23 protein-coding genes are annotated in these 25144 nt (G+C 62.9%); 6 read left to right on the top strand and 17 right to left on the bottom strand.

Translation table 11 applies throughout. From position 1 onward, the window contains the following. The 3 genes from sufB to J3L12_RS07180 form a co-directional block, all read right to left on the bottom strand. Complete coding sequence (gene sufB, locus J3L12_RS07170; RefSeq protein WP_208014366.1) at positions 1–1410, bottom strand: Fe-S cluster assembly protein SufB; 1410 nt, start codon at positions 1408–1410, stop codon at positions 1–3. 72 nt (positions 1411–1482) lie between these two features. After that, complete coding sequence (gene sufC / locus J3L12_RS07175) at positions 1483–2238, bottom strand: Fe-S cluster assembly ATPase SufC (RefSeq protein WP_208014367.1); 756 nt, start codon at positions 2236–2238, stop codon at positions 1483–1485. Positions 2239–2372: 134 nt separating this feature from the next. Further along, positions 2373–3188: a pyruvate, water dikinase regulatory protein gene (locus J3L12_RS07180; protein WP_208014368.1), complete on the bottom strand. Its 816-nt coding sequence runs from the start codon at positions 3186–3188 to the stop codon at positions 2373–2375. A 136-nt stretch (positions 3189–3324) separates the two neighbouring features. Between J3L12_RS07180 and ppsA the strand changes: the two genes are divergently transcribed. Beyond that, positions 3325–5697, top strand: a complete 2373-nt coding sequence (ppsA, locus tag J3L12_RS07185; protein WP_208014369.1) for a phosphoenolpyruvate synthase — start codon at positions 3325–3327, stop codon at positions 5695–5697. On the opposite strand, the gene J3L12_RS07190 is transcribed toward ppsA, so the two are convergent. From J3L12_RS07190 to pyrE, 13 genes are all read right to left on the bottom strand, one after another. After that, positions 5694–6491 carry a DeoR/GlpR family DNA-binding transcription regulator gene (locus tag J3L12_RS07190; RefSeq protein WP_208014370.1) on the bottom strand — a complete coding sequence of 266 codons (798 nt, stop codon included), beginning with the start codon at positions 6489–6491 and terminating at the stop codon, positions 5694–5696. The two genes, ppsA and J3L12_RS07190, sit on opposite strands and share 4 nt — an antisense overlap. Next, the gene (gene iolB / locus J3L12_RS07195; RefSeq protein ID WP_208014371.1) at positions 6488–7318 is read right to left on the bottom strand and encodes a 5-deoxy-glucuronate isomerase; all 831 of its coding nucleotides are present in this window, start codon (positions 7316–7318) and stop codon (positions 6488–6490) included. The genes J3L12_RS07190 and iolB overlap by 4 nt, the downstream gene beginning before the upstream one ends. Then, positions 7315–8319 carry an inositol 2-dehydrogenase gene (iolG, locus tag J3L12_RS07200; protein ID WP_347708857.1) on the bottom strand — a complete coding sequence of 335 codons (1005 nt, stop codon included), beginning with the start codon at positions 8317–8319 and terminating at the stop codon, positions 7315–7317. Before iolG ends, iolB begins: the two co-directional genes overlap by 4 nt. Positions 8320–8362: 43 nt before the next feature. After that, positions 8363–9373: a 5-dehydro-2-deoxygluconokinase gene (gene iolC, locus J3L12_RS07205; protein ID WP_208014373.1), complete on the bottom strand. Its 1011-nt coding sequence runs from the start codon at positions 9371–9373 to the stop codon at positions 8363–8365. A gap of 10 nt (positions 9374–9383) precedes the next feature. After that, complete coding sequence (locus J3L12_RS07210) at positions 9384–10313, bottom strand: TIM barrel protein (protein WP_243455030.1); 930 nt, start codon at positions 10311–10313, stop codon at positions 9384–9386. A 76-nt stretch (positions 10314–10389) separates the two neighbouring features. After that, the gene (gene iolD / locus J3L12_RS07215) at positions 10390–12267 is read right to left on the bottom strand and encodes a 3D-(3,5/4)-trihydroxycyclohexane-1,2-dione acylhydrolase (decyclizing) (RefSeq protein WP_208014374.1); all 1878 of its coding nucleotides are present in this window, start codon (positions 12265–12267) and stop codon (positions 10390–10392) included. 75 nt (positions 12268–12342) lie between these two features. Continuing rightward, a complete protein-coding gene (locus tag J3L12_RS07220; RefSeq protein ID WP_243455031.1) occupies positions 12343–13350 on the bottom strand; it encodes a Gfo/Idh/MocA family oxidoreductase in 1008 nt (335 codons plus the stop codon). Between the two features lie 49 nt (positions 13351–13399). After that, a complete protein-coding gene (locus tag J3L12_RS07225; protein WP_208014375.1) occupies positions 13400–14242 on the bottom strand; it encodes an ATP-binding cassette domain-containing protein in 843 nt (280 codons plus the stop codon). 4 nt (positions 14243–14246) lie between these two features. Further along, positions 14247–15281 carry an ABC transporter permease gene (locus J3L12_RS07230; protein ID WP_208014376.1) on the bottom strand — a complete coding sequence of 345 codons (1035 nt, stop codon included), beginning with the start codon at positions 15279–15281 and terminating at the stop codon, positions 14247–14249. Between the two features lie 91 nt (positions 15282–15372). After that, positions 15373–16290 carry a sugar ABC transporter substrate-binding protein gene (locus J3L12_RS07235; RefSeq protein ID WP_208014377.1) on the bottom strand — a complete coding sequence of 306 codons (918 nt, stop codon included), beginning with the start codon at positions 16288–16290 and terminating at the stop codon, positions 15373–15375. A gap of 596 nt (positions 16291–16886) precedes the next feature. Next, positions 16887–17924 carry an NAD(P)H-dependent glycerol-3-phosphate dehydrogenase gene (locus J3L12_RS07240; protein ID WP_208014378.1) on the bottom strand — a complete coding sequence of 346 codons (1038 nt, stop codon included), beginning with the start codon at positions 17922–17924 and terminating at the stop codon, positions 16887–16889. A gap of 86 nt (positions 17925–18010) precedes the next feature. After that, the gene (locus J3L12_RS07245) at positions 18011–19075 is read right to left on the bottom strand and encodes a stage II sporulation protein M (RefSeq protein ID WP_208014379.1); all 1065 of its coding nucleotides are present in this window, start codon (positions 19073–19075) and stop codon (positions 18011–18013) included. Between the two features lie 23 nt (positions 19076–19098). After that, entirely contained in the window at positions 19099–19650 is a 552-nt protein-coding gene (gene pyrE, locus J3L12_RS07250; RefSeq protein WP_208014380.1) for an orotate phosphoribosyltransferase, read from the bottom strand. Between the two features lie 75 nt (positions 19651–19725). Between pyrE and J3L12_RS07255 the strand changes: the two genes are divergently transcribed. The 4 genes from J3L12_RS07255 (at position 19726) to J3L12_RS07270 (ending at position 23032) form a co-directional block, all read left to right on the top strand. After that, positions 19726–20658, top strand: coding sequence for an ADP-ribosylglycohydrolase family protein (locus tag J3L12_RS07255; RefSeq protein ID WP_208014381.1), 933 nt, complete (start codon positions 19726–19728; stop codon positions 20656–20658). A 61-nt stretch (positions 20659–20719) separates the two neighbouring features. Continuing rightward, complete coding sequence (locus J3L12_RS07260; protein ID WP_208014382.1) at positions 20720–21448, top strand: hypothetical protein; 729 nt, start codon at positions 20720–20722, stop codon at positions 21446–21448. Then, the gene (locus tag J3L12_RS07265; protein WP_208014383.1) at positions 21441–22520 is read left to right on the top strand and encodes an enolase C-terminal domain-like protein; all 1080 of its coding nucleotides are present in this window, start codon (positions 21441–21443) and stop codon (positions 22518–22520) included. Before J3L12_RS07260 ends, J3L12_RS07265 begins: the two co-directional genes overlap by 8 nt. Positions 22521–22528: 8 nt before the next feature. Beyond that, complete coding sequence (locus tag J3L12_RS07270; RefSeq protein ID WP_243455033.1) at positions 22529–23032, top strand: hypothetical protein; 504 nt, start codon at positions 22529–22531, stop codon at positions 23030–23032. 74 nt (positions 23033–23106) lie between these two features. Here the strand turns inward: J3L12_RS07270 and J3L12_RS07275 are convergent, their stop codons facing one another. Beyond that, positions 23107–23976 carry a GNAT family N-acetyltransferase gene (locus tag J3L12_RS07275; protein ID WP_208014384.1) on the bottom strand — a complete coding sequence of 290 codons (870 nt, stop codon included), beginning with the start codon at positions 23974–23976 and terminating at the stop codon, positions 23107–23109. A 166-nt stretch (positions 23977–24142) separates the two neighbouring features. Here J3L12_RS07275 and J3L12_RS07280 point away from each other — a divergent pair, with 166 nt between their 5' ends. Beyond that, positions 24143–25030 carry a diacylglycerol kinase family protein gene (locus J3L12_RS07280; protein ID WP_208014385.1) on the top strand — a complete coding sequence of 296 codons (888 nt, stop codon included), beginning with the start codon at positions 24143–24145 and terminating at the stop codon, positions 25028–25030. Positions 25031–25144: the final 114 nt, after the last annotated feature.

The following is a 25144-nucleotide window of genomic DNA, read 5'->3' on the forward strand; positions in this document are numbered from 1 at the left end:
TTAGCCCACCGACCCTTCCATCTCGAGCTCAATCAGTCGGTTTAGCTCGACGGCGTACTCGAGGGGCAGCTCCTTGGCTACCGGCTCGATAAAGCCTCGCACAATCAGCGCTGCGGCTTCGTCCTCGGGCAGCCCCCGGCTTTGCAGGTAGAAGATCTGCTCGTCGTTGAGGCGGCTCACGGTGGCCTCGTGGCCCACGGTGGCGGTGTCGTCCTCGATCTCCATGTAGGGGTAGGTGTCGGTGCGGGACTCCTCGTTGATCAGGAGCGCATCGCACTCCACGTTCACCTTGACGTGCTTGGCCCCTTCGTACACCTTAATCAGCCCCCGGTAGCTGCTGCGGCCCGAGCCCTTGGAGATGCTCTTGGACACGATGCTGCCGCCCGTGTTGGAGGCCGCAAAAATCAGCTTGCCGCCGGCGTCCTGGTGCTGGCCGGTGTTAGCAAAGGCAATTGAGAGGATGTCCGAGCGGGCCCCCTCCTCGACCAGGTAGCTGCTGGGGTACTTCATGGTCACCTTGGAGCCCAGGTTGCCATCCAGCCACATGTGGTAGGCATCTTTCTTGACCAGGGCTCGCTGGGTCACCAGGTTGTACATGTTGTGCGACCAGTTCTGGATGGTGGTGTAGCGGCTGCGGGCGCCCTGGTTCACCACAATCTCGATCACCCCGGAGTGGAAGGAGTCGGTGGTGTAGGTGGGGGCGGTGCAGCCCTCGATGTAGTGCATATCGGCGCCCTCGTCCACCACGATGATGGTGCGCTCGAACTGGCCCAGCTCGGCGGTATTGACCCGGAAGTAAGCCTGCAAGGGCAGGTCTACCTTAACCCCCTTGGGCACATACACAAAGCTCCCGCCCGACCAGACCGCCGAGTTGAGCGCGGCGTACTTGTTGTCCTCGGGGGGAATCACGGTAGCAAAGTACTCGCGGAAGAGGTCTTCGTGGTGCTTGAGCCCTTCCTCGATGGAGACGAAGATCACCCCCAGGCGGGCCAGCTCTTCCTTGACCTGATGGTAGACCATCTCCGAGTCGTACTGCGCGCCCACCCCGGCCAGCACCTTGCGCTCGGCCTCTGGGATACCCAGCTTCTCATAGGTGCGGCGAATCTCCTCAGGCACCTCGTCCCAGCTTCTGGCATCGCGCTTTTCGGTGGGCTTAGCGTAGAAGTAGATCTCGTCCATGTTGAGCCCGGAGAGATCAGCCCCCCAGGTCGGCACTGGCTTGGACTGGTAGATTTCCAGGGCCTTCAGGCGGAACTGTAGCATCCAGGCCGGCTCGTCCTTGTGGTAGCTGATAGCCTCCACCACGCGCCGCGAGAGACCCTTCTCAGCCTTCCAGACCGGCTTTACTTCGTCCACAAAGCCGTACTTGTATTCATTGCCGATGTTCTCGACGACAACGTTATCTGACATTTGCGCTCCCTTCAGTCGCGCCGATAGCCTATAGCTGATAGCTGATGGCCAATGGCTATGCGCTATCGGCTATTAGCTTGTTACTGCCAATTCCTTCACCCACTCGTAACCCTGCTCCTCGAGCTTCAGCGCCAGCTCGGGGCCGCCCGAGGTCACGATGCGGCCATCAATCATCACGTGAACCGCATCCGGCACAATGTAGTTGAGCAGACGCTGGTAGTGGGTGATCAACAGGGCGCCAAAGTTGGGGCCCCGCATGGCGTTCACGCCTCTGGCCACCACCTTCAAGGCGTCAATGTCCAGGCCGGAATCGGTCTCGTCCATGATGGCGTAGGTGGGTTCCAGCACCATCATGTGCATGATCTCGTTGCGCTTCTTCTCGCCCCCGGAGAAGCCATCGTTGAGGTAGCGGGTCAGAATGCTCTCGTCCCACTCGAGGGTCTGCAAGGCCTTTTGCAGTTTGCCGTAGAACTCCATCATGTCCACTTCGCCGCCCTTTTTGGCCTGCAGGGCCAAGCGCAGGAAGTTGGCGTTGGACACCCCCGGCACCTCTACGGGGTACTGGAAAGCCAGGAACAGCCCCTTGCGGGCCCGTTCGTCGGCTTCCATCTCGAGGATGCTCTCCCCATCCATCAGGATGTCGCCCCTGGTGATCTCGTAGCTGGGGTCACCGGCGATAATCTTCCCCAGGGTGCTCTTGCCCGCCCCGTTGGGCCCCATGACAGCATGGATCTGGCCTTTGGGCACGATCAGGTTGACTCCGTTCAGAATGGTCTCGCCATCCACGATTTTGGCGTGCAGGTTGCGGATTTCCAGTTGATTGACCATGCTTTTCCCCTTTTGGTGTGGTGATCCCAACTCTTACTGCGAATCACTCGCAATAAGAGTATAGGTTCTGCTGAGTAGAATGTATAGTAGTTCAGTCGGGATTCTTCAGACCCGGCTCACAATCCAAACAAAAATCAGGCAAAGCGCCGCTGTAAACCCGCCGACTGCACGATGTTGGCGGCAATTTCTTCGATGGAGGCGCTGGTGGTATCGAAGTAACGAACCCCCAGCCGCCTGAACAGCTGCTCGGCCCGGCGCACCTCGTACTCGCACTGTTCCAGCGAAGCGTAGCGACTGCCCGGCTTCCGCTGGGTGCGAATCTGGTGCAGCCGAGCAGGATGAATGGTCAGGCCAAAGATTTTGTCTTTGTGGGCCTTGATGGGTTCGGGCAGGGTCTCCCGCTCGAAGTCGTCCTCGGCCAGGGGGTAGTTGGAGGCTCGCAGGCCGTACTGCATACCAAGGAAGAGGCAGGTCGGGGTCTTGCCGGCCCGACTGACCCCCACCAGGATCACGTCGGCCATCTGGTAGTAGCGCTCGCCCAGGCCATCGTCGGTGGCTAGGGCGAAGTCCACTGCATCAATGCGGGTGAAGTAGGTGTTGTCGCTAATGCTGTGAAGTCGCCCGACCCGGCCTGTAGGGGGCTGCCCCAGTTCACGCTCCAGCTCCCCCAGGTAGCTGCGAAACAGGTCAAAGTGCAGGGCTGGAGCCGTTTTGAGTTGGTCATTTAACGCCGGATTGGCCAGGGTCGAAAACACGATGGGCCGCAGCCGATCGCGCTCGTAAATCGCGTTTATTTCGTACACAAGGCTATAAACCTCTTCTTCGGTGTTGGTGAAGGGCCGCGTTACGTACCGAAACTGCACGGCCTCAAACTGGGCCAGAAGACTCCGTGCAACCGACTCTGCGGTCAGGCCCGTATGGTCTGAGACAATAAAAACCGTTCGCTCCATAGCGTCCTCTGTCATAACAGTGTAGTTTATGTGTGTAGCTCCAATTACACAGGGCTTCAGGCTATAGCTACACCAAACCTGACCTCTCCTCTTTACTGCTCCCCCAAACTACCATCAACTGCAACGAGGTGCGGCTATGAGCTATATTCGCTGGTTCGAGACGCTGGGCATGAAAGACCTGGAAGTTGTAGGGGGCAAGAACGCCTCCATCGGCGAGATGATCAGCAACCTCTCCCAGGCTGGGGTGCGGGTTCCGGGGGGGTTTGCCACCACGGCAGCGGCCTTCCGCGAGTTCTTGCAGCATAACCACCTGGTCGAACGCATCAACACCGCCCTAGGCCAGCTAGACACCAACGATGTGGACGAGCTGGCCCGCGTAGGGGCTGAAATTCGAAGCTGGGTCGAGGGCGCCGAGCTACCCAAGGCGCTAGAGGTAGCCATTGTAGATGCCTACATTCGCCTCGAGTCCGCCTCTAAGGGCGGGCTTTCTGTTGCGGTGCGCTCGAGCGCCACCGCCGAAGACCTGCCCGAGGCCAGCTTTGCGGGGCAACAAGAAACCTTCCTGAACGTTAAGGGCATCGAAAGTGTGCTTTTGCACATCAAAAAGGTCTTTGCCTCGCTCTACAACGACCGGGCCATTGCCTACCGCGTCCACCACGGGTTTGCCCACGAGGAGGTGGCCCTCTCGGCAGGGGTTCAGCGCATGGTGCGGAGCGACCTGGGGGCCAGTGGGGTGGCCTTCACCCTGGATACCGAATCGGGCTTCCGCGATGCGATCTTCATCACCTCGAGCTATGGGCTGGGCGAGCTGCTGGTGCAGGGCGCGGTAAACCCGGACGAGTTTTACGTTTACAAAAAAGGGCTGGCCGAGGGGCGCAACACCATTCTGCAGCGCACCCTGGGCAGCAAACTCCAGAAAATGATCTACGCCGGCGAGGGTCAGGGCGTTCAGGCCATCGAGACCACGGCTGCCGAACGCGCTAGCTTTTCCATTACCGATGCGGATGTGCTCGAGCTGGCCAAACAAGCCCTACTGATTGAACAGCACTACGGCAGACCCATGGACATCGAGTGGGCTAAAGACGGACTGGATGGGCAAATTTACATTTTGCAGGCCCGCCCCGAGACCGTGCAGAGCCGGGTGAACCGGGTTATTGAACGTTTTGAGATGAAGGAACGGGGTACGGTTCTGGTCACAGGCCGGGCGGTTGGTCAGCGGATTGGGGCCGGCCCGGTGCGGGTCATTCAGCACCCCCGCGAGATGAACCGGGTGCAGGAGGGCGATGTGCTGGTCGCCGACATGACCGACCCCGACTGGGAGCCGGTGATGAAAAAGGCCGCAGCCATCGTGACCAACCGGGGCGGGCGCACCTGCCACGCGGCCATTGTGGCCCGGGAGCTGGGCATTCCGGCGGTGGTGGGAGCCGCCGGGGCTACCGAGGTACTCCAGGATGGGCAGACCGTCACGGTCTCCTGCGCCGAGGGGGACGTGGGCCGGGTTTACACGGGCAGCCCGCGCTTTGAAGTGCAGCGCATCGAGCTCGACAAGATGCCCCCCATCCCCACCAAAATCATGATGAACGTGGCCTCGCCCGAGCGGGCTTTCAGCTTTGCCAACCTGCCCAACGCGGGGGTGGGGCTGGCCCGGCTCGAGTTCATCATCAACAACACCATCGGCATCCACCCCAAAGCGCTTTTGGAGTTCGACCGGCTTCCGGAGAACCTGAAAACGGAGATTGCCCGCCGAACCGCAGGTTACGAAAGCCCGGTGGCCTTCTACCGCGAAAAGCTCGCCGAGGGAATCAGCATGATTGCGGCGGCCTTTGCGCCTAACCCGGTGATCGTGCGGCTCTCGGACTTCAAGTCCAACGAGTACGCCCACCTGCTGGGCGGCACCCGCTACGAGCCCAAAGAGGAAAACCCCATGATCGGCTTCCGGGGAGCTTCGCGCTACCGCTCGCCCGAGTTCGCCGAGGCCTTTGCCCTGGAGTGCCAGGCCATCCGCGAGGTGCGTGAGGCCAAGGGCCTCCAGAACGTGTGGGTCATGGTGCCTTTCGTGCGCACCGTCAAGGAGGCCCAGGCCGTGCTGGAAATCCTCGAGAATAACGGCCTCGAGCGGGGCAAGGACGGGCTCAAAATTGTCATGATGTGTGAAGTGCCGTCGAACGCCATTCTGGCCGAGCAGTTCCTGGAGCTCTTCGACGGCTTCTCGATTGGCTCCAACGACCTCACCCAGCTTACCCTGGCCCTGGACCGCGACTCGGGGCTGGTGGCCGACCTCTTCAACGAGCAGGACGAGGCCGTCAAGTTTCTGCTCTCGCGAGCCATCCAGACTGCCAAGCGCATGGACAAGTACATCGGCATCTGCGGGCAGGGCCCCTCCGACCACCCGGAGCTGGCCCTCTGGCTGGTGCAACAGGGTATCGAGAGCATCTCACTCAACCCCGACAGCGTGCTCGAGACCTGGCTTTTCCTGGCCGAAGAGACCCAGACCCTGGCCGGGGGCTAGCCCGCTCGGGCTACGCCGGAAGGCCCTTCCGGCAGGGCCCTGTAGCAGGCGTGGCCGTGGCGCTCGAGTTCGGCCATGAACTCCGGGGGAGCCCCGGTGTCGGTGATGAGCAGGCCTACCTCCGACAGGGCTGCAAAGCTTGCCAGGGTGGCCCGGCCCAGCTTGCTGCTGTCTACCAGGGCGATGGCGGTATCGGCAGCTTTGAGCATGGCCTGTTTGGTCTGGGCCTCGTAGGGGTTGGGGGTGGTGTAGCCCTTGCCGATGGAGACCCCGGTAGCGCACATGAAGGCCTTGTCCGCGTGGTAGGCCTCGAGGATCCGAACTGCCGCCGGGCCTATGAGGGCCATGCTGTGGTGACGCAACTGCCCGCCGGTGAGCAGAATTTCCCACTGGGTGTCGGCCAGCTCGCTGGCGATGGGAATAGAGTTGGTGATGATGTAAAGCGAGCGAAAGTGTCGCTTCAGCAGCCGAGCCAGCAGCAGGGTGGTGCTGCCGGAATCCAAAATCAGGGTGTCGGCCTCCTCGATGTACGCCAGAGCCGCCTGCACGATGGCCTGCTTCTCGGCCTGCTGGAGGTTGACCTTCTCGCGGAAGGAGGGGTTAAACAGGCTTTTATGGGTGTATGTAGCCCCACCGTGGGTGCGGTGCAGCAGGCCGCGGGCCTCGAGCTCGGTCAAGTCTTTGCGGATGGTCACGTGGCTCACCCCAAACCGCTCGACCAGGTCGTCTACCAGCACCGAGCCTTTTTGCTCCAGCAGGGTGATGATCTGACTGCGGCGCTGCTCAGCCTTCATCGGCTACTTAGCTTACCAAAAGGTATTGCCAAGGGCTGGCCCGCCCAGTCCTGGCGCATCCAGGCCCAGGCAGGGTCATCTACCGGGGGGGTAGCGCGGGCCTCGAAGCAGGCTTCTCCGGCCATGTAGTTAAGGTAGTAGACGTTGGAGCCGGGGGCCGCCGCTACAGGGTGGTAGCCTCTGGGGGCCAGGATCAAGTCACCGTCCTGGGCCAGTAAAAGCTCGTCCAGGCCGTCCTCGGGGCTGTAGTTGCGGTGGATAGCGAAGCCGTTAGAGGGCTTGATTTTGTAGTAGTAGGTCTCTTCGATGTAGAGCGAGCCCATGCGCCCGTCGTGCCGGTGGGGCGGCCAGCCCGACCAGAACCCCGAAGGCGTGTAGACCTCATACAGAATCAGTCGCTCGGCGGGCAGGTGGGATCCCAGGATGTGGTTCACCTGGCGCAGGGCGTTGGCCCCGCCACGCATTTCTACCTTCATTTCCTCAGGGCGAAACAGGCGCATTGGGTAGCGTCCCTCCGCAGGGGCTCCTCCCAGGGCCAGTTCGGCCTGGCTCTGGGCGGTCAGTCGGTAAGCCGTACCGGGCGGCAGGTAAAGCACGCTGGGCAGCTCGCTGAACACATCTTTGCGGCCCATCTCGAATACCTGCCCCCCAGCCTCCACCTGTATCCGGCCCGAGAGCGGTACCAGGGCCACCTCCTGTCCTTCGGTGTGGCCAGCTTCCTGTTCGCCCACCCCCAGGGCCAACGCCCGAAAAAAGAGATATTTCCAGTCCGGGTGCGGCCCCACTTCCACCAAAACCTGCCCAGATTGGGGTTTATAGTGGTTCATACCACCTCCTGAAGCAGTACAATGCGGTTTTCTTTGAGGCTTCGGGAGGCCGCCAGCGCAATGCGGAGCGACTCGAGGGCATCCTTGGGCCCTGGGCTAGGAGAGCGCCCTTCAGCAAGGGCCTGGAAAAAAGCGGTGAGCTCGAGGCGGTAGGCTTCTTTGAAGCGATCCATAAAGAAGTGGTAGTGGTCGGCCTGCACACCCGCCTGGTAGCGCCACAGGGGGGTTTTGGGAGTGGCGTCCATCACCAGCTTACCCTCAGCACCAAACACCTCCGTACGCACGTCGTAGCCGTAGACCGCCCGTCTGGAGTTCTGGATGACCCCCAAAGCCCCGTTGGTAAAGCGCAGGGAGAGGTTGGTGGTGTCCACGTCGCCAATTTCGCCAATCCGGGGGTCTACCCGCACGGCCCCCCAGGCATGCACGGCTTCTACTTCGCCCACCAGGTAGCGGGCGCAATCAATGTCGTGAATGGACTGGTCTACGAAGATGCCACCGGAGGTTTTGAGGTAGTCCAGTGGAGCCGGGGCCGGGTCGCGCATGACCGAGATAAACTGCTCCACCGGCCCAATCTCGCCCGCCTCAATGCGGCGCCTGGCCTCCAGGTAGGGGGGGTCGTAGCGACGCTGGAAGCCAATCTGGAAGGGCACGCCCCTTTCCTCTACCAGTTGCATAACCCGTCGGGTCTCGGCCAGGTCTTTGGCCACCGGCTTCTCGCAGAAGATGGCCTTGCCCACCAGGGCCGCCGCTTCGATGCAGCGGGCGTGAGTGTCGGTCGGAGTGACGATCACCACCGCCTCCACGCCCGGGTGCTGGATGGCTTCCAGAGGTTCCGCGTAGACTTTCTCGGCCCTCAGCAGCGCGCGAGCCACCTCCGCTGCTTCCAGATTGGGATCAGCTACCGCCAGCACCCGGGCCTCGGGCAGGGCCATCAGGGTACGGGCGTGTTCCATGCCCATCCGACCAGCGCCCAGCAGGGCCACACCAAACGATTTGTTCACACTTCCTCCTTGGCTCGAGGTTCCTTCTCTTGGGCAGCGCATCCTAGAACCCCCCCCTGTCCTCAATAAACCGCATCACCTCGTCGAGGTAGGGTGTGAAGTCAGCGCAACCGATACGGGTCACCACAATGGCCCCGCAAGCGTTGCCTATGCGCGCGCATCTGTACCAGTCCCAGGCCTGCAGATACCCGTAGATGAACCCGGCAGCAAAGGCGTCGCCGGCTCCCAGGATGCTCACCGCCTCCACCGGAAAGCCGGGAACCGGAATGACTTCTCCCGAGGGCAGGTGAACCTCCGAACCCTTAGCCCCCCGTTTCACTACGAGCGCCCTAACACCTCGCTCGAGCAAGGCCCGGATGCTGGCCTGCAAATCGCCCCGGATTTCTGGCGCAGTAATCTGCGAGTGGCGGATGGTGAGATCTTCCTGGCGGCGCAGCATGGCCGCGTTGACCTCCTCCTCGGTGCCGATGGCAATGTCCACCAGGGGCAGCAAAGCCCGCACCATCAGGCCGTAGGCTCGGGGGTCGTGCCAGGCATCAGCGCGAAAGTCTAGGTCCAGAAAAACCGTCAGGCCCAGGGCTCTAGCCTGTTCGGCAGCGTAAAAAGTGGCACTGCGGCTCGGCTCCTTGGCTAGCGCTGCGCCCGAGAGCTGCACCGCACGAGCCTCGGAGAGCGGCAGAGCCACCACATCGTCAATGGTGAGCTGTATGTCGGCGGCATTCTCGCGGTAGAAGGTGATGGGGAAGCGGCCTGGGGGCTCGATGCCCAGCAGCACCGCCGGGGTACGGGTGCCTTGCTTGATCGGGATAAAGCGGGTCTCCACCCCTTCTCGCCGCAGCCGCTCCACCACAAACTCCCCCACCTTATCGGGGCCCACAGCTGTCAGCAAGGCCGTACGCAGGCCTAACCGGCGCGCTCCCACCGCAATGTTCAGCGGGCTACCGCCGATGTATGCGCCAAAACGCTGGATGTCGGGGAAGGCCATTCCCAGGTCGAGGGAATACAGGTCAATGGAGCAGCGGCCCATGGTGATAAGGTCAAAATCTGATTTCACGCCCACACCTCTAAAAACTGGTGACCGCCTGCAGATATTCCCGGTTGCGCCTGGCGCTCTCCTTGGGTTCGCCCATGCCGGGCAGCACGTCCTGCTCCACCGTAATCCAGCCATCGTAGCCTAGCGACGTCAGCTTTCTGGTCACCGCGCCAAAGTCGATCTGGCCCTTGCCCAGCTCGCAGAACACGCCCTTGCCGACGGCCTCCTTGTAGTTCCAGCCCTTCTCGCGGGCCTCGGCGGCGATACCGGGGTGGCAGTCCTTGTAGTGGACGTACCAGATTCGTTCACGGAAGCGCTCGAGGCCCTCCAGCACTTCAGAGGGCTCGTTGGCGCCTGTCCCGTAGAGGTAGTGGCCCGTGTCGAACACCAGCCCAATGATTGTGCCGTCGGTGTGCTCGAGGAAGGCTTCGATCTCCCAGGGGGCCTCGACGTACCCCGCGCAGTGGTGGTGGAACACCGTGCGCAGGCCGGTCTCGTCGTGGACGGCCCTGGCGATGCGCTCCGCCCCCGAGGCGAAGACCTTCCACTGCTGGGCGCTGGGGCTCATCTCGGGCCGGACGCGCCCGGCGTTCTCGAAGCGCACCCTGTCGCGGCTGTGCTCGTCGGCCAGCACCACGAAGGGCTGCCAGCCGTCGCCCACGTCTGCCACGCTCTTCAACAGGCGGGCCGTGCGCAGCACCCGCTGCTCGCCTGCGGCATGAAGGGCGGGCTCGAGCAGGTAGACCCCCTCGTAGGCCCCCAGCATGGTCAGGCCGCGCGAGGTGAGCTCGAACCGCAACCGCTCGGGGTCGGTGGGCATGTAGCCCCAGTCGCCCAGCTCGGTCCCGTCATAGCCGGTGGCCTTGAGTTCGTCGAGCATCTGGCTATAGCCGATGCCCTGCCCCCACCCCTCGATGGTGCCCCAACTGCACGGTGCGTTGCCAAAACGGATTGCCATCATTCAGTGTTCCTTTCGCATGAGTGCCGGCGCCTTCACCAAGGGCTCAGGTCATAAGCGTTTGGTATCTAGCTTCTCCTCAGAAATAGCGCCGCTGCTTCTTCAGGTAGGCTTCGTACTCCTCGCGGGCCTTCCTGACCTCCGGCTGGCCCGATACCTCGGCCACCGGCACGTCCCACCAGCTCTCAAAGGCCGGAACGCGGTCGTCTATGCTCACCGGAACCACAATCACCCTCACGCCCCTGGCTTTGCGGGCCTGTTTGAGGGCTTCTTCCAGCTCGCGGTAGTTTTTGGGGCTCCACACGCTGGCCCCCATAGCCCTGGCGTGGGCGGCGAAGTCCACCTCGAGCGGTGCCCCGTCGGTGCGGCCCGTCCTATCGTCGCGCCGTCGCAGCTCGTTGTTGAACGAAGGCGAGCCCAGCGACATCTGCAGGCCACGAATCGAACCGAAGGCCTTGTTGTCGATCAGCATCACCGTGAAGCCCAACCCCTCAGCCACTGCCGTGACGATCTCCGAGTTCATCATCAAGTAGGTGCCGTCCCCCACGAAGACCACCACCTCGCGCCCCGGCTCGGCCATCGCCACCCCCAGCCCGGCGGGAATCTCGTAGCCCATGCAGGAGAAGCCGTACTCGAGGTGATAGGCCTTGGGGTCTTCGCAGCGCCAGAGCTTGAGCAAATCGCCCGGCAGGCTCCCCGCCGCGCAGATCACGGTGACCTTGCCGCCGAAGGTTTCGTTGGTCAGGCCGATGACCTCAGCCTGAGCCATCTCCTTTTTCTCGGGCTTGGGCGTGCGGTAGCCCTGGACCAACTCGTCCCACTCCTTCTTGAGCCGGGCAACCTCTTCGCGGTAGGAGGGCGCAGTGCCCACGAAGCCCTTCAGGGCCTGGTCGAGCGCTTCCAGGGCCCGCCGGGCATCGGCCACCAGCGACAGGCCATTCAGCTTGGCCGCGTCGAAGGGGAGCACGTTCACCCCGACAAACTTCACCTGCGGGTTCTGAAAGGCGGTCTTGGAGGCGGTGACGAAGTCGCCCAGCCGGGTGCCGATGGCGAGGACCAGATCGGCCTCTTTGGCCAACCGGTTGGCGGCGGTTCCCCCGTTCGAACCCACCGCGCCCACGCACATGGGGTGATCCCAGGGCAAGGCCCCCTTGCCCCCCTGCGACTCGGCCACCGGAATGCCATAGGTCTGGGCGAAAGCGGCGAGCTGGGCGTGGGCTTCGGAGTAGAGCGTGCCGCCCCCGGTCACGATCAGCGGGCGCTTGGCCTCCTTGATGAGCTCGGCCACCTGCCCCACCACTTCCGGCTCGGGCGCGGGGCGGCGGATGCGCCACACCCTGGGGGCGAAGAAGCCCTCGGGCCAGTCGTAAGCTTCGGTCTGCACGTCCTCCGGCAGACAGATGGTGACCGCTCCGGTCTCGGCGGGGTCGGTGAGCACGCGCATGGCCTCGGGCAGCGTGCTGAGGAGCTGAGAGGGCCGGGTGATACGGGTGAAGAAACGGCTCACCGGGCGGAAGGCGTCGTTGACGCTCACGTCGTGCTCGAGGGGGTGCTCGAGCTGTTGCAGGACGGGGTCTGGCAGGCGGTTGGCGAAGTAGTCCGAGGGCAAGAGCAGCACCGGCAGGCGGTTGATGGTCGCGCCCGCCGCGGCGGTGATCATGTTGAGTGAGCCGGGGCCCACCGAAGCCGTGCAGGCGAAGGTGCTCATGCGGCTCGTGTGCTTGGCGTAGGCCGCTGCCGTATGCACCATGGCCTGCTCGTTCTGCGGGCGGTAGGTGGGCAGACCCACCTCGTCGCCGTACTCTTCCAGGGCTTGCCCCAGGCCGGATACGTTGCCGTGGCCGAATATGGCCCACACCCCCGCGATCAGGCGCATCCGCCTGCCATCGCGCTCGGAGTGCTGGGCGGCCAGGAACTTTACGAGGGCCTGGGCCACGGTCAGTCGTTGGGTGCTCAAATGTGAACCTCCTTTGGCCTCATGTCTCAGGTCGCGGCTCTAAAAAAGTCGAGGGCTGTTAGCCATCAGCCTTCCTCACAACTCCCCCCCAAACTCTTTCACCCCTACCACCTGCCCTGTCTCGAGGGCGTGCTGGGCCGCCTTGGCCAGCCGCAGCGAGTACCAGGCGTCACGCACGCCAGGCTCCAGGGGCTTACCCGCGTGCAGGTTGCGGGCGAAGGCCACCATTTCAGCCGCGTAGGCTTCGGGGAAGCGTTGCTCGAAGTTGCGGGGGCGGTCGAAGTTCCCTCCGCGCTCGTCATAGAACGTCAGGTCGGGGCGGCGGTCGCGCTCGATGTGGATGCGGCCCTTTTCCCCCAGCACCTCGCAGCGGATGTCATAACCGTAGGCAGTGCGCAAGGCCACCTCCAGCGTCCCCACCGCGCCGCTTTCGAAACGTAAGGTGGCCACGGCGGTGTCGAACAGGCCGTATTGCTTCAGCTCTGGCTCGGCCAGCGCGCCCCCGACGGCGTAGACCTCGGCCACCTCGCCCACCAGGAAGCGGGCACTGTCCAGGTCGTGAATGCCCATGTCCACCAGCAGGCCACCGCTGGTCTTGAGGAAGTCGAGCTTGGGAAGGTAGGGGTCGCGCCCCACCAGCCGGATGCCCTCGAGCCTCCCCAATTCCCCCCGCTCGATCATCTCCTTGGCCCGCACATAGGCCGGGTCGTAGCGGCGCTGGAAGCCCACCTGACAGGGCACGCCGGTTCGCTCCACCGCCGCCACCACCCGCCGACCGGCTTCCAGGCTCTCGGCGATGGGCTTTTCTACGAAGATGGCCTTGCCCGCCCTCGCGGCTGCCTCCACCACCTCGGCATGGGTGGGGGTGGGAGTGGTGATGATAACTGCGTCTACGTCGGGCTGGAAGGCGTCCTCGAGGTGCGTGGAAGCCTTGGCCCCCAGCTCCACCGCTACCCGCTCGGCGTTCTGGGCTAGGGTATCCACCACCCGCACCACCCGGCACTCGGCCAGCCCCGAGAGCACCCGGGCGTGGGCCAGGCCCATCCGGCCCGCGCCGATCATGGCCATGTTGAGGGTCTTCATGAAGTTCTCCAGGTCATCACAGGGTCTGGGTTCGTACAGCTTTCAGCCCTCAATTCGGCTTATGCAGTTCCTCCGCCGCCTTGTGCTCGATCTGGGCGGCAGTGGTGGGGTCTTTCTTGGCAATGAGGTCGAGTTCCACCGCCAGCGCCTCGAGTTCCTCCCCCCCGGCCATCATCTGCAAGAGTTGCTCACGGGTGGTTTCCTCCTTCTTGAAGGTGCCGTAGCTCCTGCCCCGGTTCAGCACCGTAAAGGTGTCGCCCACCGCCCAGGCGTGATGGACGTTGTGGGTGATGAAGATCACCCCCAAACCGCGCAACTTGGCCTGCACGATGTATTTGAGCACCACCGCCGACTCCTTGACCCCAAGGGCTGAGGTAGGCTCGTCAAGGATGAGCACCTTGGCCCCGAAGTAGACCGCCCTGGCGATGGCCACCGACTGCCGCTCACCCCCCGACAGGGTGCCCACCGGCTGGTCGGGGTCGCGAATGTCAATACCGATTTTTTTCATCTCCTCGCGGGCCACCTGAGCAGCAAAGGCGGCGTCGTAGAGGGTGAAGGGGCCTACCTTTTTTTTGGGCTCGCGCCCGAGGAAAAAGTTGCGGCTGATGCTCATCAGCGGCAGCATGGCCAGGTCCTGGTAGACCGTGGCGATGCCTTTGTCCAGGGCGTCTCGAGGCGAGTTGAAGACCACGGGCTGCCCCTCCATGTAGATCTGGCCTTCCGAGGGTTGGTGCACCCCCGAAAGGGCCTTGATCAGGGTGCTCTTGCCCGCGCCGTTGTCGCCCAGCAGGCAGTGGACTTCGCCCGCGTACACCCGCATGTCGATGTCCTTGAGCGAGATCACCGGCCCGAAGTACTTGCTCACCTTGCGCAGCTCGATCAGTGGCGTCATGGCCTCACCTCCGCACCTGCATGGAGAGCTTGCGCAGGTAGTTGTTCAGGATCACCGCGCCCAGGATCATGCCCCCCACCATCACCTTGAACCAGTCCAGGTCGATGTTGGTGTACACGATGCCCTGCTGCACGATGGCCAGGATGAGGGCCCCTATCCCAGCTCCGATTACCGAGCCATATCCGCCCGTAAGCAGGCAACCCCCAATTACCGAGGCGGCAATCGCCTCTAGCTCTTTACCCTGCCCCTGGAGCACGTTGGCCGAGCCCAGGCCCATCACCTGGATGGTCGCCAGCAGGGTGGCCATGGCTGCGGTAAGCATGAAGAGGGTAATCTTGACTCGGCTCACCGGCACCCCCACGTTGCGGGCCGCGTTGGCGTCGCCCCCAGCACCAAAAATCCAGTTACCAAAGGGGGTGTGCAGCAACACGTAGCTCAGCACCACCGTAACCCCCAGCCACCACCAGACCGCAGCAGGCAAACCCAGAAGCTCACCGGTGAAGAGCCGGGCAATGGGGTCGGCTGCGATTTTATCGTTGAGTCCGGAGACGATGGTCAGCTTGGTGATGAGCTTGGTAAAGCCGATGTTGGCCCCCGCCAGGATGAACATCATGGCCAGAGTGACGATGAAGCTGGGCAGACCCGTGCGCAGCACCAAGTAACCGTTGAGGTAGCCGATCCCAAGAGCAAAAAACAGGGTAATCAGGATGGCCAGCCCCAAAGACAGATTGCCGTAGCTGGGGTTGGCCAGAATGGCCATGCTGATGGCCGCCACACCAATCATCGAACTGACCGAAAGGTCGAACTCCCCGGCAATCATCAGGAGGGCTACTGCCGAGGCCAGAATGCCAAGCTGTGCAGCGACCTCGAGGTAGTTACGCGTACCCGCCCAGGTCAGGAAGCCGCTATTTCCTGCCACAATCGCAAAAAACCCGAACACCACAATAAGACCGGCGATGGAACCAAGCTCCGGGCGAAGCAAGAGCCGCCGCCACAGACCCACGGGCTGCAATCGCTCGTCCTGCACTTTGATCGCCATACCTCCTCCTAAAATTGGTGACTCCCGGTGCAAGTCCTCCGGGAGTCCCAAGGGTATGCTCAAGGTCGTCTGGAAATCGCTGGAAGATGCGTTAGCGAATGCCCTTCTTGGAGAGATCCACCACCTGCGCAGCGTTCTCCGGGGTGACGAAGCCCGGCCCGGTCATGACCACTTTGTTGGCTGGCAGAAGCCCATATTTGACGTAGTTGTTGAGGATAATGATAGGCAGATAGCCCTGTAACCATTGCTGTTGGTCAATGGCGAAAGCCATTCTCTTTTGCGAAAGTGCAGTCAGTACCGCGGGGGAGAGGTCGAAGGTGCCGAATGTGATCCCCCGGCGGCCTTCCAATGCCTGCAGCACCGGCTCGGCGGCGGTCGGGCCCAGGGTTAGTACTCCATCAATGCTGGGGTCTTTTTGCAATGCAGCGGCCACTGCATTGCGGATGCCTGTGGGGTCGCCGATCTTGACCGGGATCACGTTGGCCTTGATGCCGAGCCCATCGAAGAAGCCCTTGCAGCGCAGGTCGAGGGCCACATTACCCACTTCCTGGTTGATGCAGATGGCATTCTTTACCCCGGCGGCCTTCATGCGCTGGCCCGCGCCTAGTCCGGCCTCATACTCGGTCTGGCCCACATGCACCAGCACCCCCAGGCTCTCAGCCACATCCGAGCCGGAGTTCATGGAAACCACTGGAATACCCGCCCGCACGGCGGCCCGAATGGAGCGCTCGAGGGCCTTCCCATCGGGAATCGAGACCACGATGGCGTTGGGCCTCGAGGCTACCGCCGCATCAATGAGCTGAGACATCCGCACCATGTCGAAGGTCTCGGGGGCACGGTATTCCACTCGAGCGCCAGTTTCCCTAGCCGCCGCGTCCACCCCGTTCTTCACCACCGACCAGAAGGGGTCGGACGCCTGCCCATGGGAAACCACCACGATTCGCACCTGTTGGGCCAGAGCCAGGCCCATACCCATTAACAACAGAAACGCCAGCCAGAGCTTCTTCATGTCTAGCACCTCCTCTGCCGTTTTGGTCCATCTGCAAGCCCCTGGCCTCAAATGGCGCTCTTCGGCAGCGACCTTGGTTCTTAGGTCGCGGGTATTCTATGACCTATTACTTTCGTTTGTCAAGTATTTGCATTCTTAACGAAAGATATACGAAATAAATAGTCTTTCGATTTACAAGAAAGGCCTGTAGGGTGGTTTGCAGTTTGATGCGATGGATAGAGGATGGTAAACCGCGTCCCAAAAGACCTTCCCACACGTTTTACCCCAAGGTTATTTCCCGAAATCGCCCTAAATGGGCTGGTTCGCCGTTGCTCTAACCCCCATCCAACCTGGCACAGCAGGCTTTGGAGCGAAGGGTGCTGGGGGACGCTCGAGGCAACTCGAAAAATTGCCCATTCTTTGAGTGATTACAAGCAGGCCGGAAGCCCACAAGACAGTCCCGATCACAGATGAAGCACAAACGATATTCTCTAACACCTTCGCAACAAGCGCCCAAACGTCAAACCTTTCGTCAGGCTCAACTAGGCGCCTTTGGCCGTTGGCCTCGGATAGGCATCAGAGTATGGGCCTTTCTACCACGGAGTAGCCAGCACACCTCACTCGGACTTTGTCTCACGTCCCATCAAACGTGACAACTCTTGCATTGGGTCGGCCCCCTCGAAAACCACCCGATACACAGCCTCAGTGATGGGCAGGTCGGCCCCGGTTTCCTGATCCCAGGCATGGAGGGCCTTAACCGTGTAGATGCCTTCGACCACCGATTTTTGCGCTTCCAGGTGGGCCATGGTCTCGCCTTTGACGATGCGTTCCCCTGCGCTGCGGTTGCGCGAGAGGGGGCTGCTGGCAGTCGCGATCAGGTCGCCCAAGCCCGACAAACCCATGAAAGTGGCCTCGCTGGCTCCTTGGGCCACTCCGAACTTGATGATTTCGCGCAAGCCGCGGGTGATGAGGGCGGCCTTGGCATTATCGCCCAGCTTCAAGCCATCCACCATGCCCGCAGCCAGGGCTATTACGTTTTTGAGGGCTCCCCCCAGTTCTACCCCCACCACATCCGAGGAGGTGTAGACCCGAAAGCTGGCTCCAGAGAATACCTGCTGCACCTCTAAGGCCAGCTCAGGGTCGCGGGAAGCCACCACGGCTGCAGCGGGCAGGAAGCGGGCGATTTCATCGGCCAGATTGGGCCCCGAGAGCACTGCAATCTGGCCCACCCCGGTAATTTCTTCAATAACCTGGCTCATGCGCAGGAGGTGATGGTCGGCAAACTGCAGGCCTTTGGTAACCGAAACATAAGCAGGAGCCTCGGGCAGCAAAGCCAGTGTTTCCCGAAAAGCCTTGGAGGGAACCGCCACCACCGCGAAGCGGGCTTTTTGCAGGGCTTCTTCGGCGTCGGCGGTGGGATGGAGGCTTTCGGGGAAGAGCACTCCCGGCAGGTATTCACGGTTTTGCCGCTCCTCTTGCATGGCCTGGGCGTGCTGGGCCCGCCTTGCCCACAGATAAACCGGAATGCCTTTGGAGGAAGCCAGCAGGGCCAGCGCCGTACCCCACGCCCCCGCGCCGATTACCGCGATGGGCTCGAGGGAACCTTCCCCGGTTTTGGACGACTCGAGCTTTGGAAGGATTACCGAGCTGGGCATAACGCAGACCCTACCACTCTAACGCAGACCTGCTTACTACCGTAGGAGTTATTCGCCTGCCAACTTCGGGCAATCCAAAACAGTCCTCAAGGGCGCATCAAGACCAGAATCGAGAAGGCTTCGTACCAGGCGCCAACCAGCAGGAAAAATGCCCCCAAATAGACCATCCGGCCCAGCGCCCGCAGGCCGGCCCGGTAGCCTTCGGCCCGAAGGGTTTTGAGCATCAAGACCATGCCACCAAAGGTTGCCAGGATGTAGGCCTGCAACTCCACCACAATGGTAGGGAGGTGCAGCAGGTAGTTGGCCAGGGGCAGGGCCACCGGGCTCAGGGCGAACCCCAGTATGAAGTACCGAAAGGCGTTGAACAGCAAAGCCGGAATACCCAGGAAAAGCCCCGGCACGGCCGTGGTCAGGACGAGGCCGTTGGTGAAGTTCCAGTAGAAAATCACAATGGCCAGACCCAGCACCCCCCCGCCCAGAGCGCCGCCGATGCCAATCTGCTCGAGGGCTCCCCCCACCACCTCCTGCATGAGCTTGACAAGCTGGGGGTTGGCATACGCCAGCAGGCCACCCAGGGCAAAGAGTCCGTAGAGGGCGATGTTCAAACCCACATACAATCCCCGATACTGCCGCACCAGATCCCAGCCCTCACGCCACCAGCGGGCCAGCACATTCTCCCCCCGCAGGGCCACCAGCCAGCCCAGCGAAAGCGCCACGAAAAGCGCCCAGGCGAACGGGCTTTTGACCCAGGCTGGCAGCAGGCCACCCTCGGGCGCGAAGCCAATGCGGGTCACCTCGCCCCCCCGGATGGTCACCCGTACCTCGCCGCCCCGGCCCGAGACGGTAGCCGGGAACTGCACGATGACCCCCCGGGGGGTTTGTTCCTCTTGCGGCTCATCCAGATTAATCAGGAGTCCCCTGGGAGGCGGGGCAAAGGCAAGGCTGCGCTCGAGCAGTCGCACCGCCTCTTCGGTAGGTTTGCCTATCGCCTGCGCGGGGTCTACCGTGTATTTTCCGGCTTGCCAGTCCTGAACCGCCTGCCGGGCGATCTCAACGTTGCTCTGGGCAAGGGCAGCAGGAAGGCACAGGACTACCAACCAGAGCAAAAGGGCCCAGCTCGCTCGTAGCTTGTGGCTATCAGACCTCAACATGCCCTTAGCCTACCGCCTCGAGGCTAAACTTCCTGTAAGGGTACACCCCGTTGGCACAGAGGGCAGGACTCGGGGGCGTAGGTCGGAAAGTCGAGTTGGGTGAGGGCGCGGAAGGGCACCCCGAACTCGCTGCGGCCTGCGCTCCGATCCACAATAGCGCCCACCGCCACACACCGGGCTCCCCTGGCCTCGGCGGCCTGGATGGCCTTCTGCACCGAACCTCCGGTGGTGACCACATCCTCCACGGCCAAAAAGCGCTCGCCGGGGTGGATGGTAAGCCCTTCGCGTACCCACATGCCCCCCTGGCCATCTTTCTCGGCAAAGAGGGCCCGCACCCCCAGGGCCTTGGCCGTCACGAAGGCGAGTACCACGCCCCCCATGGCCGGGCCAATCACAAACTGGATCTCCAGATCGTCGAACAGCTCCCCCAGGGCTTGCCCCACGGCTTCCGCGTAAAGCGGGTGTTGCAACAGGGTGGTGGATTGCAGAAACTTGGGCGAGTGACGGCCTGAACGCAGTAAAAAATGCCCTTCCAGCAGGGCGCCGGTCTTTTTGTAGAGCTCGAGGATATCCACAGCCTCTATGCTACTGGGTACGCCTATACGGCAAGCCATTTATTTTTTGCGCTCAGGCCCCTATGCTGCAAACCAATGAGCGTAGCCGAGCGAATCAAGGGAGGCCTGGTCGGGCTGCTCGTGGGTGACGCGCTGGGGGTGCCCTACGAGTTCCACGCCGCCGAGAAGATTCCACCCCTCGAGCAGATTGAAATGGAGCCCCCACCTGGCTTTGCGCGAACGCACGCCAGGGTGCCCGCAGGCACCTGGTCCGACGACGGGGCACAAGCCCTGGCGCTCCTGGCCTCTTTGCTCGAGCAGGGCCGTCTGGATCTGGCGGATTTTGCCCAGAAGCTCCTGGCCTGGTGGGCGCAGGGCTACATGGCGGTGGACTCGAGGGTGTTCGATGTGGGCATCCAGACCAGCCAAGCACTCCGGGCGCTGGCGCAGGGGGTGCCCCCCACCGAGGCCGGCCCCAGCGAAGAGCGGGCCAACGGCAATGGTTCTTTGATGCGGGTACTCCCCCTGGCCCTGTGGCACCGGGGTTCCGACGAGGCGCTGGTGCAGGATGCCATGCTGCAGTCCAGCCTGACCCACGGCCACCCCCGCTCGCGGGTCTGCTGTGCCCTCTACTGCCTGTGGGCCCGGTACGAACTTTGGGGCCGGGACGAGGCCTGGGAAGAGGCGGTGCGTGCCCTCGAGGCCATGTTTGCCCCATCATCTGCCGAACGCACCGAGCTGGACACGCACATCCGCCCCAGGGAGCCCTACCCGGTGCGCGGCAGCGGCTACGTGGTGGACTGCCTGCACTCGGCCCGCTGGGCCCTGGAGCGGGGCTCCAGCTACGAACAGGTGGTTCGGCTGGCGGTCTCGCTGGGGAACGACACCGATACCACCGCTTGCGTGGCCGGGGGCATCGCCGGCATCCGCTACGGCTTGAGCGGCATACCTGCCCGCTGGCGGGAAGCCTTGCGCGGCCAGGCGCTCTATCAGCATTTGCTGGAGCAGCTTGTGGGTGCCGCCACCTGAACCACGCCATATCCCGCGTGGCCTGTCTACTCGGGGAGAAAAGCCCCCTACAATAAGCAGCATGGTTCATTCGCTCTATCTGCCTGGTGAACCCGCACCCCCCCAGGCCCAGCCGCTATCCGAGCTGCCCCTCCTGATCCTGGTGGGCCTGACCGGCGTGGGCAAAACCAGCCTCATCCAGGCCCTGAACTACCCCACCCTGCCCGACCGACGGGAGCTGGTAGACCGCTACGTCTTCCCCCTGTACGGCTACGCCCAGCAGCCCCTGGATCGCAGCGAACGGTTTGCCCTTACGCGGCGCTTCCGGCAGGAGCACCCCGGCGGGGTGGCGGAGATTCTGGCCCAGAGCCGCGCCGTACCCACCTGGCCCCTGCTGTTCGATGGCCTGCGCGGAGCGGACGAGGTGCGCTTTGCCCTGGAACACCTACCCAACAGTCGCTTTGTGGTGCTGGAGGCCCGCGACCTGACCCGCCTCTCCCGCCTGCTCCAGCGAGGCGACGCCTTCGACCGGGTGCGCCTCGAGCAAACTGACCTGGCCACCCTGCGCGAGCTGGCCCAGGGGGTCTTGAGCGAAGCAGAGCTCCAGGAAGCCCTGGGCTGGAAGGTGCCCATCCAGGAGCTCACCGCCAAGCTTAAGATTGTGGCCGAAGAGCGCAAAAACTACGACCCCTCCGGCAGCCAACAGGTGCTGGCGGGCCACCCCAGGGCGTTGTTCCTGGACACCGAGACCCTGAGCCTGGCAGCAGAAGCCGCCGCCATCCGGGCCTTTGTGGAGCGGGTTCATGCCTAGCATCAAGCGCATTACGCCCCGTCCATTCCGGCTGCCGCTAAAGGGGACGCTGCGCTGGGGCCGGGCCTCGGAGCTTGCCGCCCTGGAGCACGTGCTATTGGAGGTCGAGCTTTCCGATGGCGCGGTAGGCCGCGCCGAGATTCCCCCCCGCCCCACCATCTACGGTGAAACGATAAGCACCGTGCAGGCCGCGCTGGACTACCTGACCCCGCAGTTGCTCGGTCTGGAGGCCGAGGATACCGAGGCCATTCAGCAGGTGCTGAACCAGTTTCCGGGCCACCTTACCACCAAAGGCGGGCTGGATATTGCCCTGTGGGATGCCTGGGCCCAAAGCGAAGGCCAGACCCTCTGGCAGATCCTGGAGCCACACCATTCCCGGGTGCAGGTCAGCTACATCCTGGGCATTGCCGACGAGGCCGAGATGCTGGCCGATGCACAGGCCGTCTACCAGGCCGGGGTGCGGGTGCTCAAGGTGAAGGTAGGTCGCGACCTGAAGGGCGACCTGGCACGGATTGCCGCGCTCAGGGAACACTTTCCAGATATCAAACTGTATGCCGACGCCAACGAGACCCTCCCCCCCGAGGAGGCCGAAACCTACCTGCGCCTCTGGGCCGAGGCCGGGCTTCTGTACGTGGAGGAGCCCCTGCCCATTGCCGAGGTGCTGGCCCGCAAACGCCTGCGCAAGGCGGCCATCCTCCCCCTCATTGCCGACGACTCGGCCTTTACCCTGCGCGACCTGTGGCGCGAGGCCCAGCTCGACACCTACGATATCCTGAACCTCAAACCGGCCCGCACCGGCTACACCCAGACCCTACAGATGCTGGCCCTGAACCGCGCCGAGGGCAAAAGGGCCATGGTGGGGTCGCAGGCTTTGTCCAGCTTCGGGGCCTACCAGACCGCGTTAATGGCCTTTCAGGAAGGGGTGAGTGAGCCCTGTGAGCTGGCTTTTCACCTCAAGACCGAAGGGGGATTTTGCAATTTCCCCCCCCTTAAGGACGGGTGGCTATACTGGGAAGACCTGGCCTCCTGCCATTTCGACCCCCAGGCTTTTGAGCCCTACACCCTGAGCTAGCGGTTTTTATGACGCCCCTCCTGCTACCCGAACGGATTGTCCAGGTGTTGCGGGTAATCTGCCCCATCCTGAACGATGCCCGGGTGGAATGGGCGGTGAGCGGCAGCCTGGCCCTGGCGCTGCACGGATTGCCGGTGGTGCCCAAAGACATCGACCTTCAGACTGACCGCGTGGGGGCCGAGCAGATGGCTCAGTTACTGGCCGAGTACTTGGTCTATCACCCCGGAATGCACCTGGGGATCCGGCTGGTGCGCTCGTATCTGGCTCAGTTCAAAATACAGGGCATTGTGGTGGAGGCCATGGGCAACACCGAGTTCCAGAGCCAGAGTGGCCGCTGGAACCCTGCCCCGGACTTCCGGCACAAAAGGACTGCGGTGGATTATCTGGGCCTGAGCATCCCGGTGGTTTCGCTCGAGTTCCTGCTGGCTTTCTACACCCAGCTCGAGCGTCCGGGCCGGGTCGCCCTGATCGAGGCCAGACTCAAAGCCCTGGAGGGCAGTCAGGGTTCGTAACAGAAGCCCACTACCCACCTACTATCACCCGCTCTCACCCTGTGTATGATTGAAACTTACAGGTAAAGTTGGTCTCAGAAAAGCTCGAGCGCATAGGTCACCACGGCGCTGCTCTCCTTGAAGCCCAGGCGTTTGTAGAGGGCCTGGGCGGCCTTTTCGTGATCGTGGGCGCGAACCTGCAAGCTCTGGATTTGCGGATTGCTAAAGGCCCACTCGGCGGCTGCGCCTAAAAGCGCCCGGCCCAGACCCTTCCCCCGGGCTTCCGGCACCACTCCAATATAGGCAATCTCGGCCTGGGTGTCGTCGAGCTCGAGCTCGGCCATGCCTACCGGCACCTGGCCCTGTTCGGCATAGGCCATGAAAAGCGCAACTTCCGCGCCCAGGAAGTGCTGGCGCAGCTCTTCGTCGGTCCAGTGCAGGCGCAGGCTCCAGCCATCGTCGGCCCGGCTGTACAGGTCGCGGTAGACCTGGGGGTCGCAGGGTTCGGCCAGCTCGATCCTGTAGCCGGGGGGCGCCGGATACGACAGGTCTGTGCGGCCTATGGTGTAAAAGTAGGTGGTGTGTTCGGCAGAAAAGCCCACCTGCTCCAGCAGGTCTCGAGCGTAGCGGTTACGGGCCTCGGGAAAAGCGTACAGGGTGGGATACCCCTCCTGGCGGGCTTTTTTGACCAGGTGTTCCAGAAGCGCCTTTCCATCACCCGCACGGATGATGGGGCCCTCGAGGGCCGCCCCTTCCCAGAAGGGCACTAAGGCCCCATACCCCTGCACCCGGCCCGCCTCGAGCCAGACCCAGGCTTTTTCGTCCTCCCCGGCCAGCACCTCCCACCAGAGTCCCTCGGGGGTACGCGCCTCGGGCGCCAGCGAACGCCGCTCCGGGACTTCATCCATCCAGGCTAACAACTCCGCCAGCTGGGAAAGGTGGGCTTGAGCGATGGGCCGGTTCATGGCAATCCTTCGGAAACACGACCGGTGGGGTTCGATCGCAACATGTGCAATAGCGACCCACACGTCAGAAAGGCGGTTTTCCAAACATTCCGGGAGCGTAAATGAAAACCACCCTGGATAGCCGTATTGTACAACGCCGGTTTCTGTTAGAATCTCCTGACACACAATGAGCAGCCATACCACCTTTGTCATCAACCCGGCGGCAGGGCGTGGGCGGGTGGGCCAGATGTTGCGGCAGCTCGAGGCCGCCATCCGCCAGTACGCGGGGTCTTCCAGCATTGAAATCACCATCACCCAGGCCCCAGGACACGGCATCGAGATTGCCCAAAGGGCCCCTGCGGGCAGCCGGGTAGTTGCGGTAGGGGGCGACGGAACCGTGCACGAGGTGGTGCGCGGAATCGCTGGCTCGGACAAGGCAGTTGGGGTTATCCCGATTGGGAGCGGCAACGACTTTGCCCGCATGGTGGGCCTGCACCGGCAAAGCCTGGGGGCAGCGCTGCATACGGCCCTGCAAGGAACCGTCCGGGCCATAGACCTGGGTATGGTCAACAACCAGCCCTACGGGGCCAGCCTGGGCATCGGCTTCGATGCGGCGGTGGCCCGAAAGGCCCTCACGGCCCCCACCTTTCTGCGGGGCATGCCCCGTTACCTGTACTCGATTTTTGGCGTGCTCAAGGAGCTGGAGCTGCCCACCCTCGAGCTCATCCAACACGGCCAGACCGTCTACCAGGGCCCTAGCTTGCTGGTAGCCCTGATGAACGCCTCGACCTATGGAGGGGGTATTCCCATCGTACCCGACGCGGTGCCCACCGATGGCCTCATTTCGGTGGCGGTGGCCGGCGAGTTCAGCCGCCTGGGGGTGGTGGGGATTCTGCCCCGACTGCTCCTGGGCCAACACGTCCACCACCCCCGGCTGCACTTCTTCCGGGGTGCTGCGTTCACGGCCCGCTTCGACCGCCCCGTCCCGGCCCATTCCGACGGCGAGCTTCTTGAACCTTCCACCGAGTACTGCGTCCGCATGGTTCCAGGAGGCTTGAGGGTGATCCAGCCGTAGTGCTGTGGGGTTTCTGTGTTTGAATGCCGCCAGGTGACGTATAACCAATCCACCACAGCGGCCCCTGGTACATTGGAAGCATATAGGGCTTGAAGCCTTTCATGAAAGGACTGG

This window comes from Meiothermus sp. CFH 77666, assembly GCF_017497985.1.
GTDB lineage: Bacteria > Deinococcota > Deinococci > Deinococcales > Thermaceae > Meiothermus.

What these genes read in the sequence shown, in the direction of transcription:
- J3L12_RS07260 (WP_208014382.1), top strand. Translation starts at nt 20,720, where the DNA reads ATGGTTCATTCGCTCTATCTGCCTGGTGAACCCGCACCCCCCCAGGCC.
- J3L12_RS07230 (WP_208014376.1), bottom strand. Translation starts at nt 15,281, where the DNA reads ATGGCGATCAAAGTGCAGGACGAGCGATTGCAGCCCGTGGGTCTGTGG.
- J3L12_RS07225 (WP_208014375.1), bottom strand. Translation starts at nt 14,242, where the DNA reads ATGACGCCACTGATCGAGCTGCGCAAGGTGAGCAAGTACTTCGGGCCG.
- J3L12_RS07190 (WP_208014370.1), bottom strand. Translation starts at nt 6,491, where the DNA reads ATGAAGGCTGAGCAGCGCCGCAGTCAGATCATCACCCTGCTGGAGCAA.
- J3L12_RS07220 (WP_243455031.1), bottom strand. Translation starts at nt 13,350, where the DNA reads ATGAAGACCCTCAACATGGCCATGATCGGCGCGGGCCGGATGGGCCTG.
- J3L12_RS07245 (WP_208014379.1), bottom strand. Translation starts at nt 19,075, where the DNA reads ATGTTGAGGTCTGATAGCCACAAGCTACGAGCGAGCTGGGCCCTTTTG.
- J3L12_RS07235 (WP_208014377.1), bottom strand. Translation starts at nt 16,290, where the DNA reads ATGAAGAAGCTCTGGCTGGCGTTTCTGTTGTTAATGGGTATGGGCCTG.
- J3L12_RS07280 (WP_208014385.1), top strand. Translation starts at nt 24,143, where the DNA reads ATGAGCAGCCATACCACCTTTGTCATCAACCCGGCGGCAGGGCGTGGG.
- sufB (WP_208014366.1), bottom strand. Translation starts at nt 1,410, where the DNA reads ATGTCAGATAACGTTGTCGTCGAGAACATCGGCAATGAATACAAGTAC.
- J3L12_RS07270 (WP_243455033.1), top strand. Translation starts at nt 22,529, where the DNA reads ATGACGCCCCTCCTGCTACCCGAACGGATTGTCCAGGTGTTGCGGGTA.
- J3L12_RS07240 (WP_208014378.1), bottom strand. Translation starts at nt 17,924, where the DNA reads ATGCCCAGCTCGGTAATCCTTCCAAAGCTCGAGTCGTCCAAAACCGGG.
- J3L12_RS07275 (WP_208014384.1), bottom strand. Translation starts at nt 23,976, where the DNA reads ATGAACCGGCCCATCGCTCAAGCCCACCTTTCCCAGCTGGCGGAGTTG.
- J3L12_RS07265 (WP_208014383.1), top strand. Translation starts at nt 21,441, where the DNA reads ATGCCTAGCATCAAGCGCATTACGCCCCGTCCATTCCGGCTGCCGCTA.
- J3L12_RS07210 (WP_243455030.1), bottom strand. Translation starts at nt 10,313, where the DNA reads ATGATGGCAATCCGTTTTGGCAACGCACCGTGCAGTTGGGGCACCATC.
- iolB (WP_208014371.1), bottom strand. Translation starts at nt 7,318, where the DNA reads ATGAACCACTATAAACCCCAATCTGGGCAGGTTTTGGTGGAAGTGGGG.
- J3L12_RS07255 (WP_208014381.1), top strand. Translation starts at nt 19,726, where the DNA reads ATGAGCGTAGCCGAGCGAATCAAGGGAGGCCTGGTCGGGCTGCTCGTG.
- ppsA (WP_208014369.1), top strand. Translation starts at nt 3,325, where the DNA reads ATGAGCTATATTCGCTGGTTCGAGACGCTGGGCATGAAAGACCTGGAA.
- sufC (WP_208014367.1), bottom strand. Translation starts at nt 2,238, where the DNA reads ATGGTCAATCAACTGGAAATCCGCAACCTGCACGCCAAAATCGTGGAT.
- J3L12_RS07180 (WP_208014368.1), bottom strand. Translation starts at nt 3,188, where the DNA reads ATGGAGCGAACGGTTTTTATTGTCTCAGACCATACGGGCCTGACCGCA.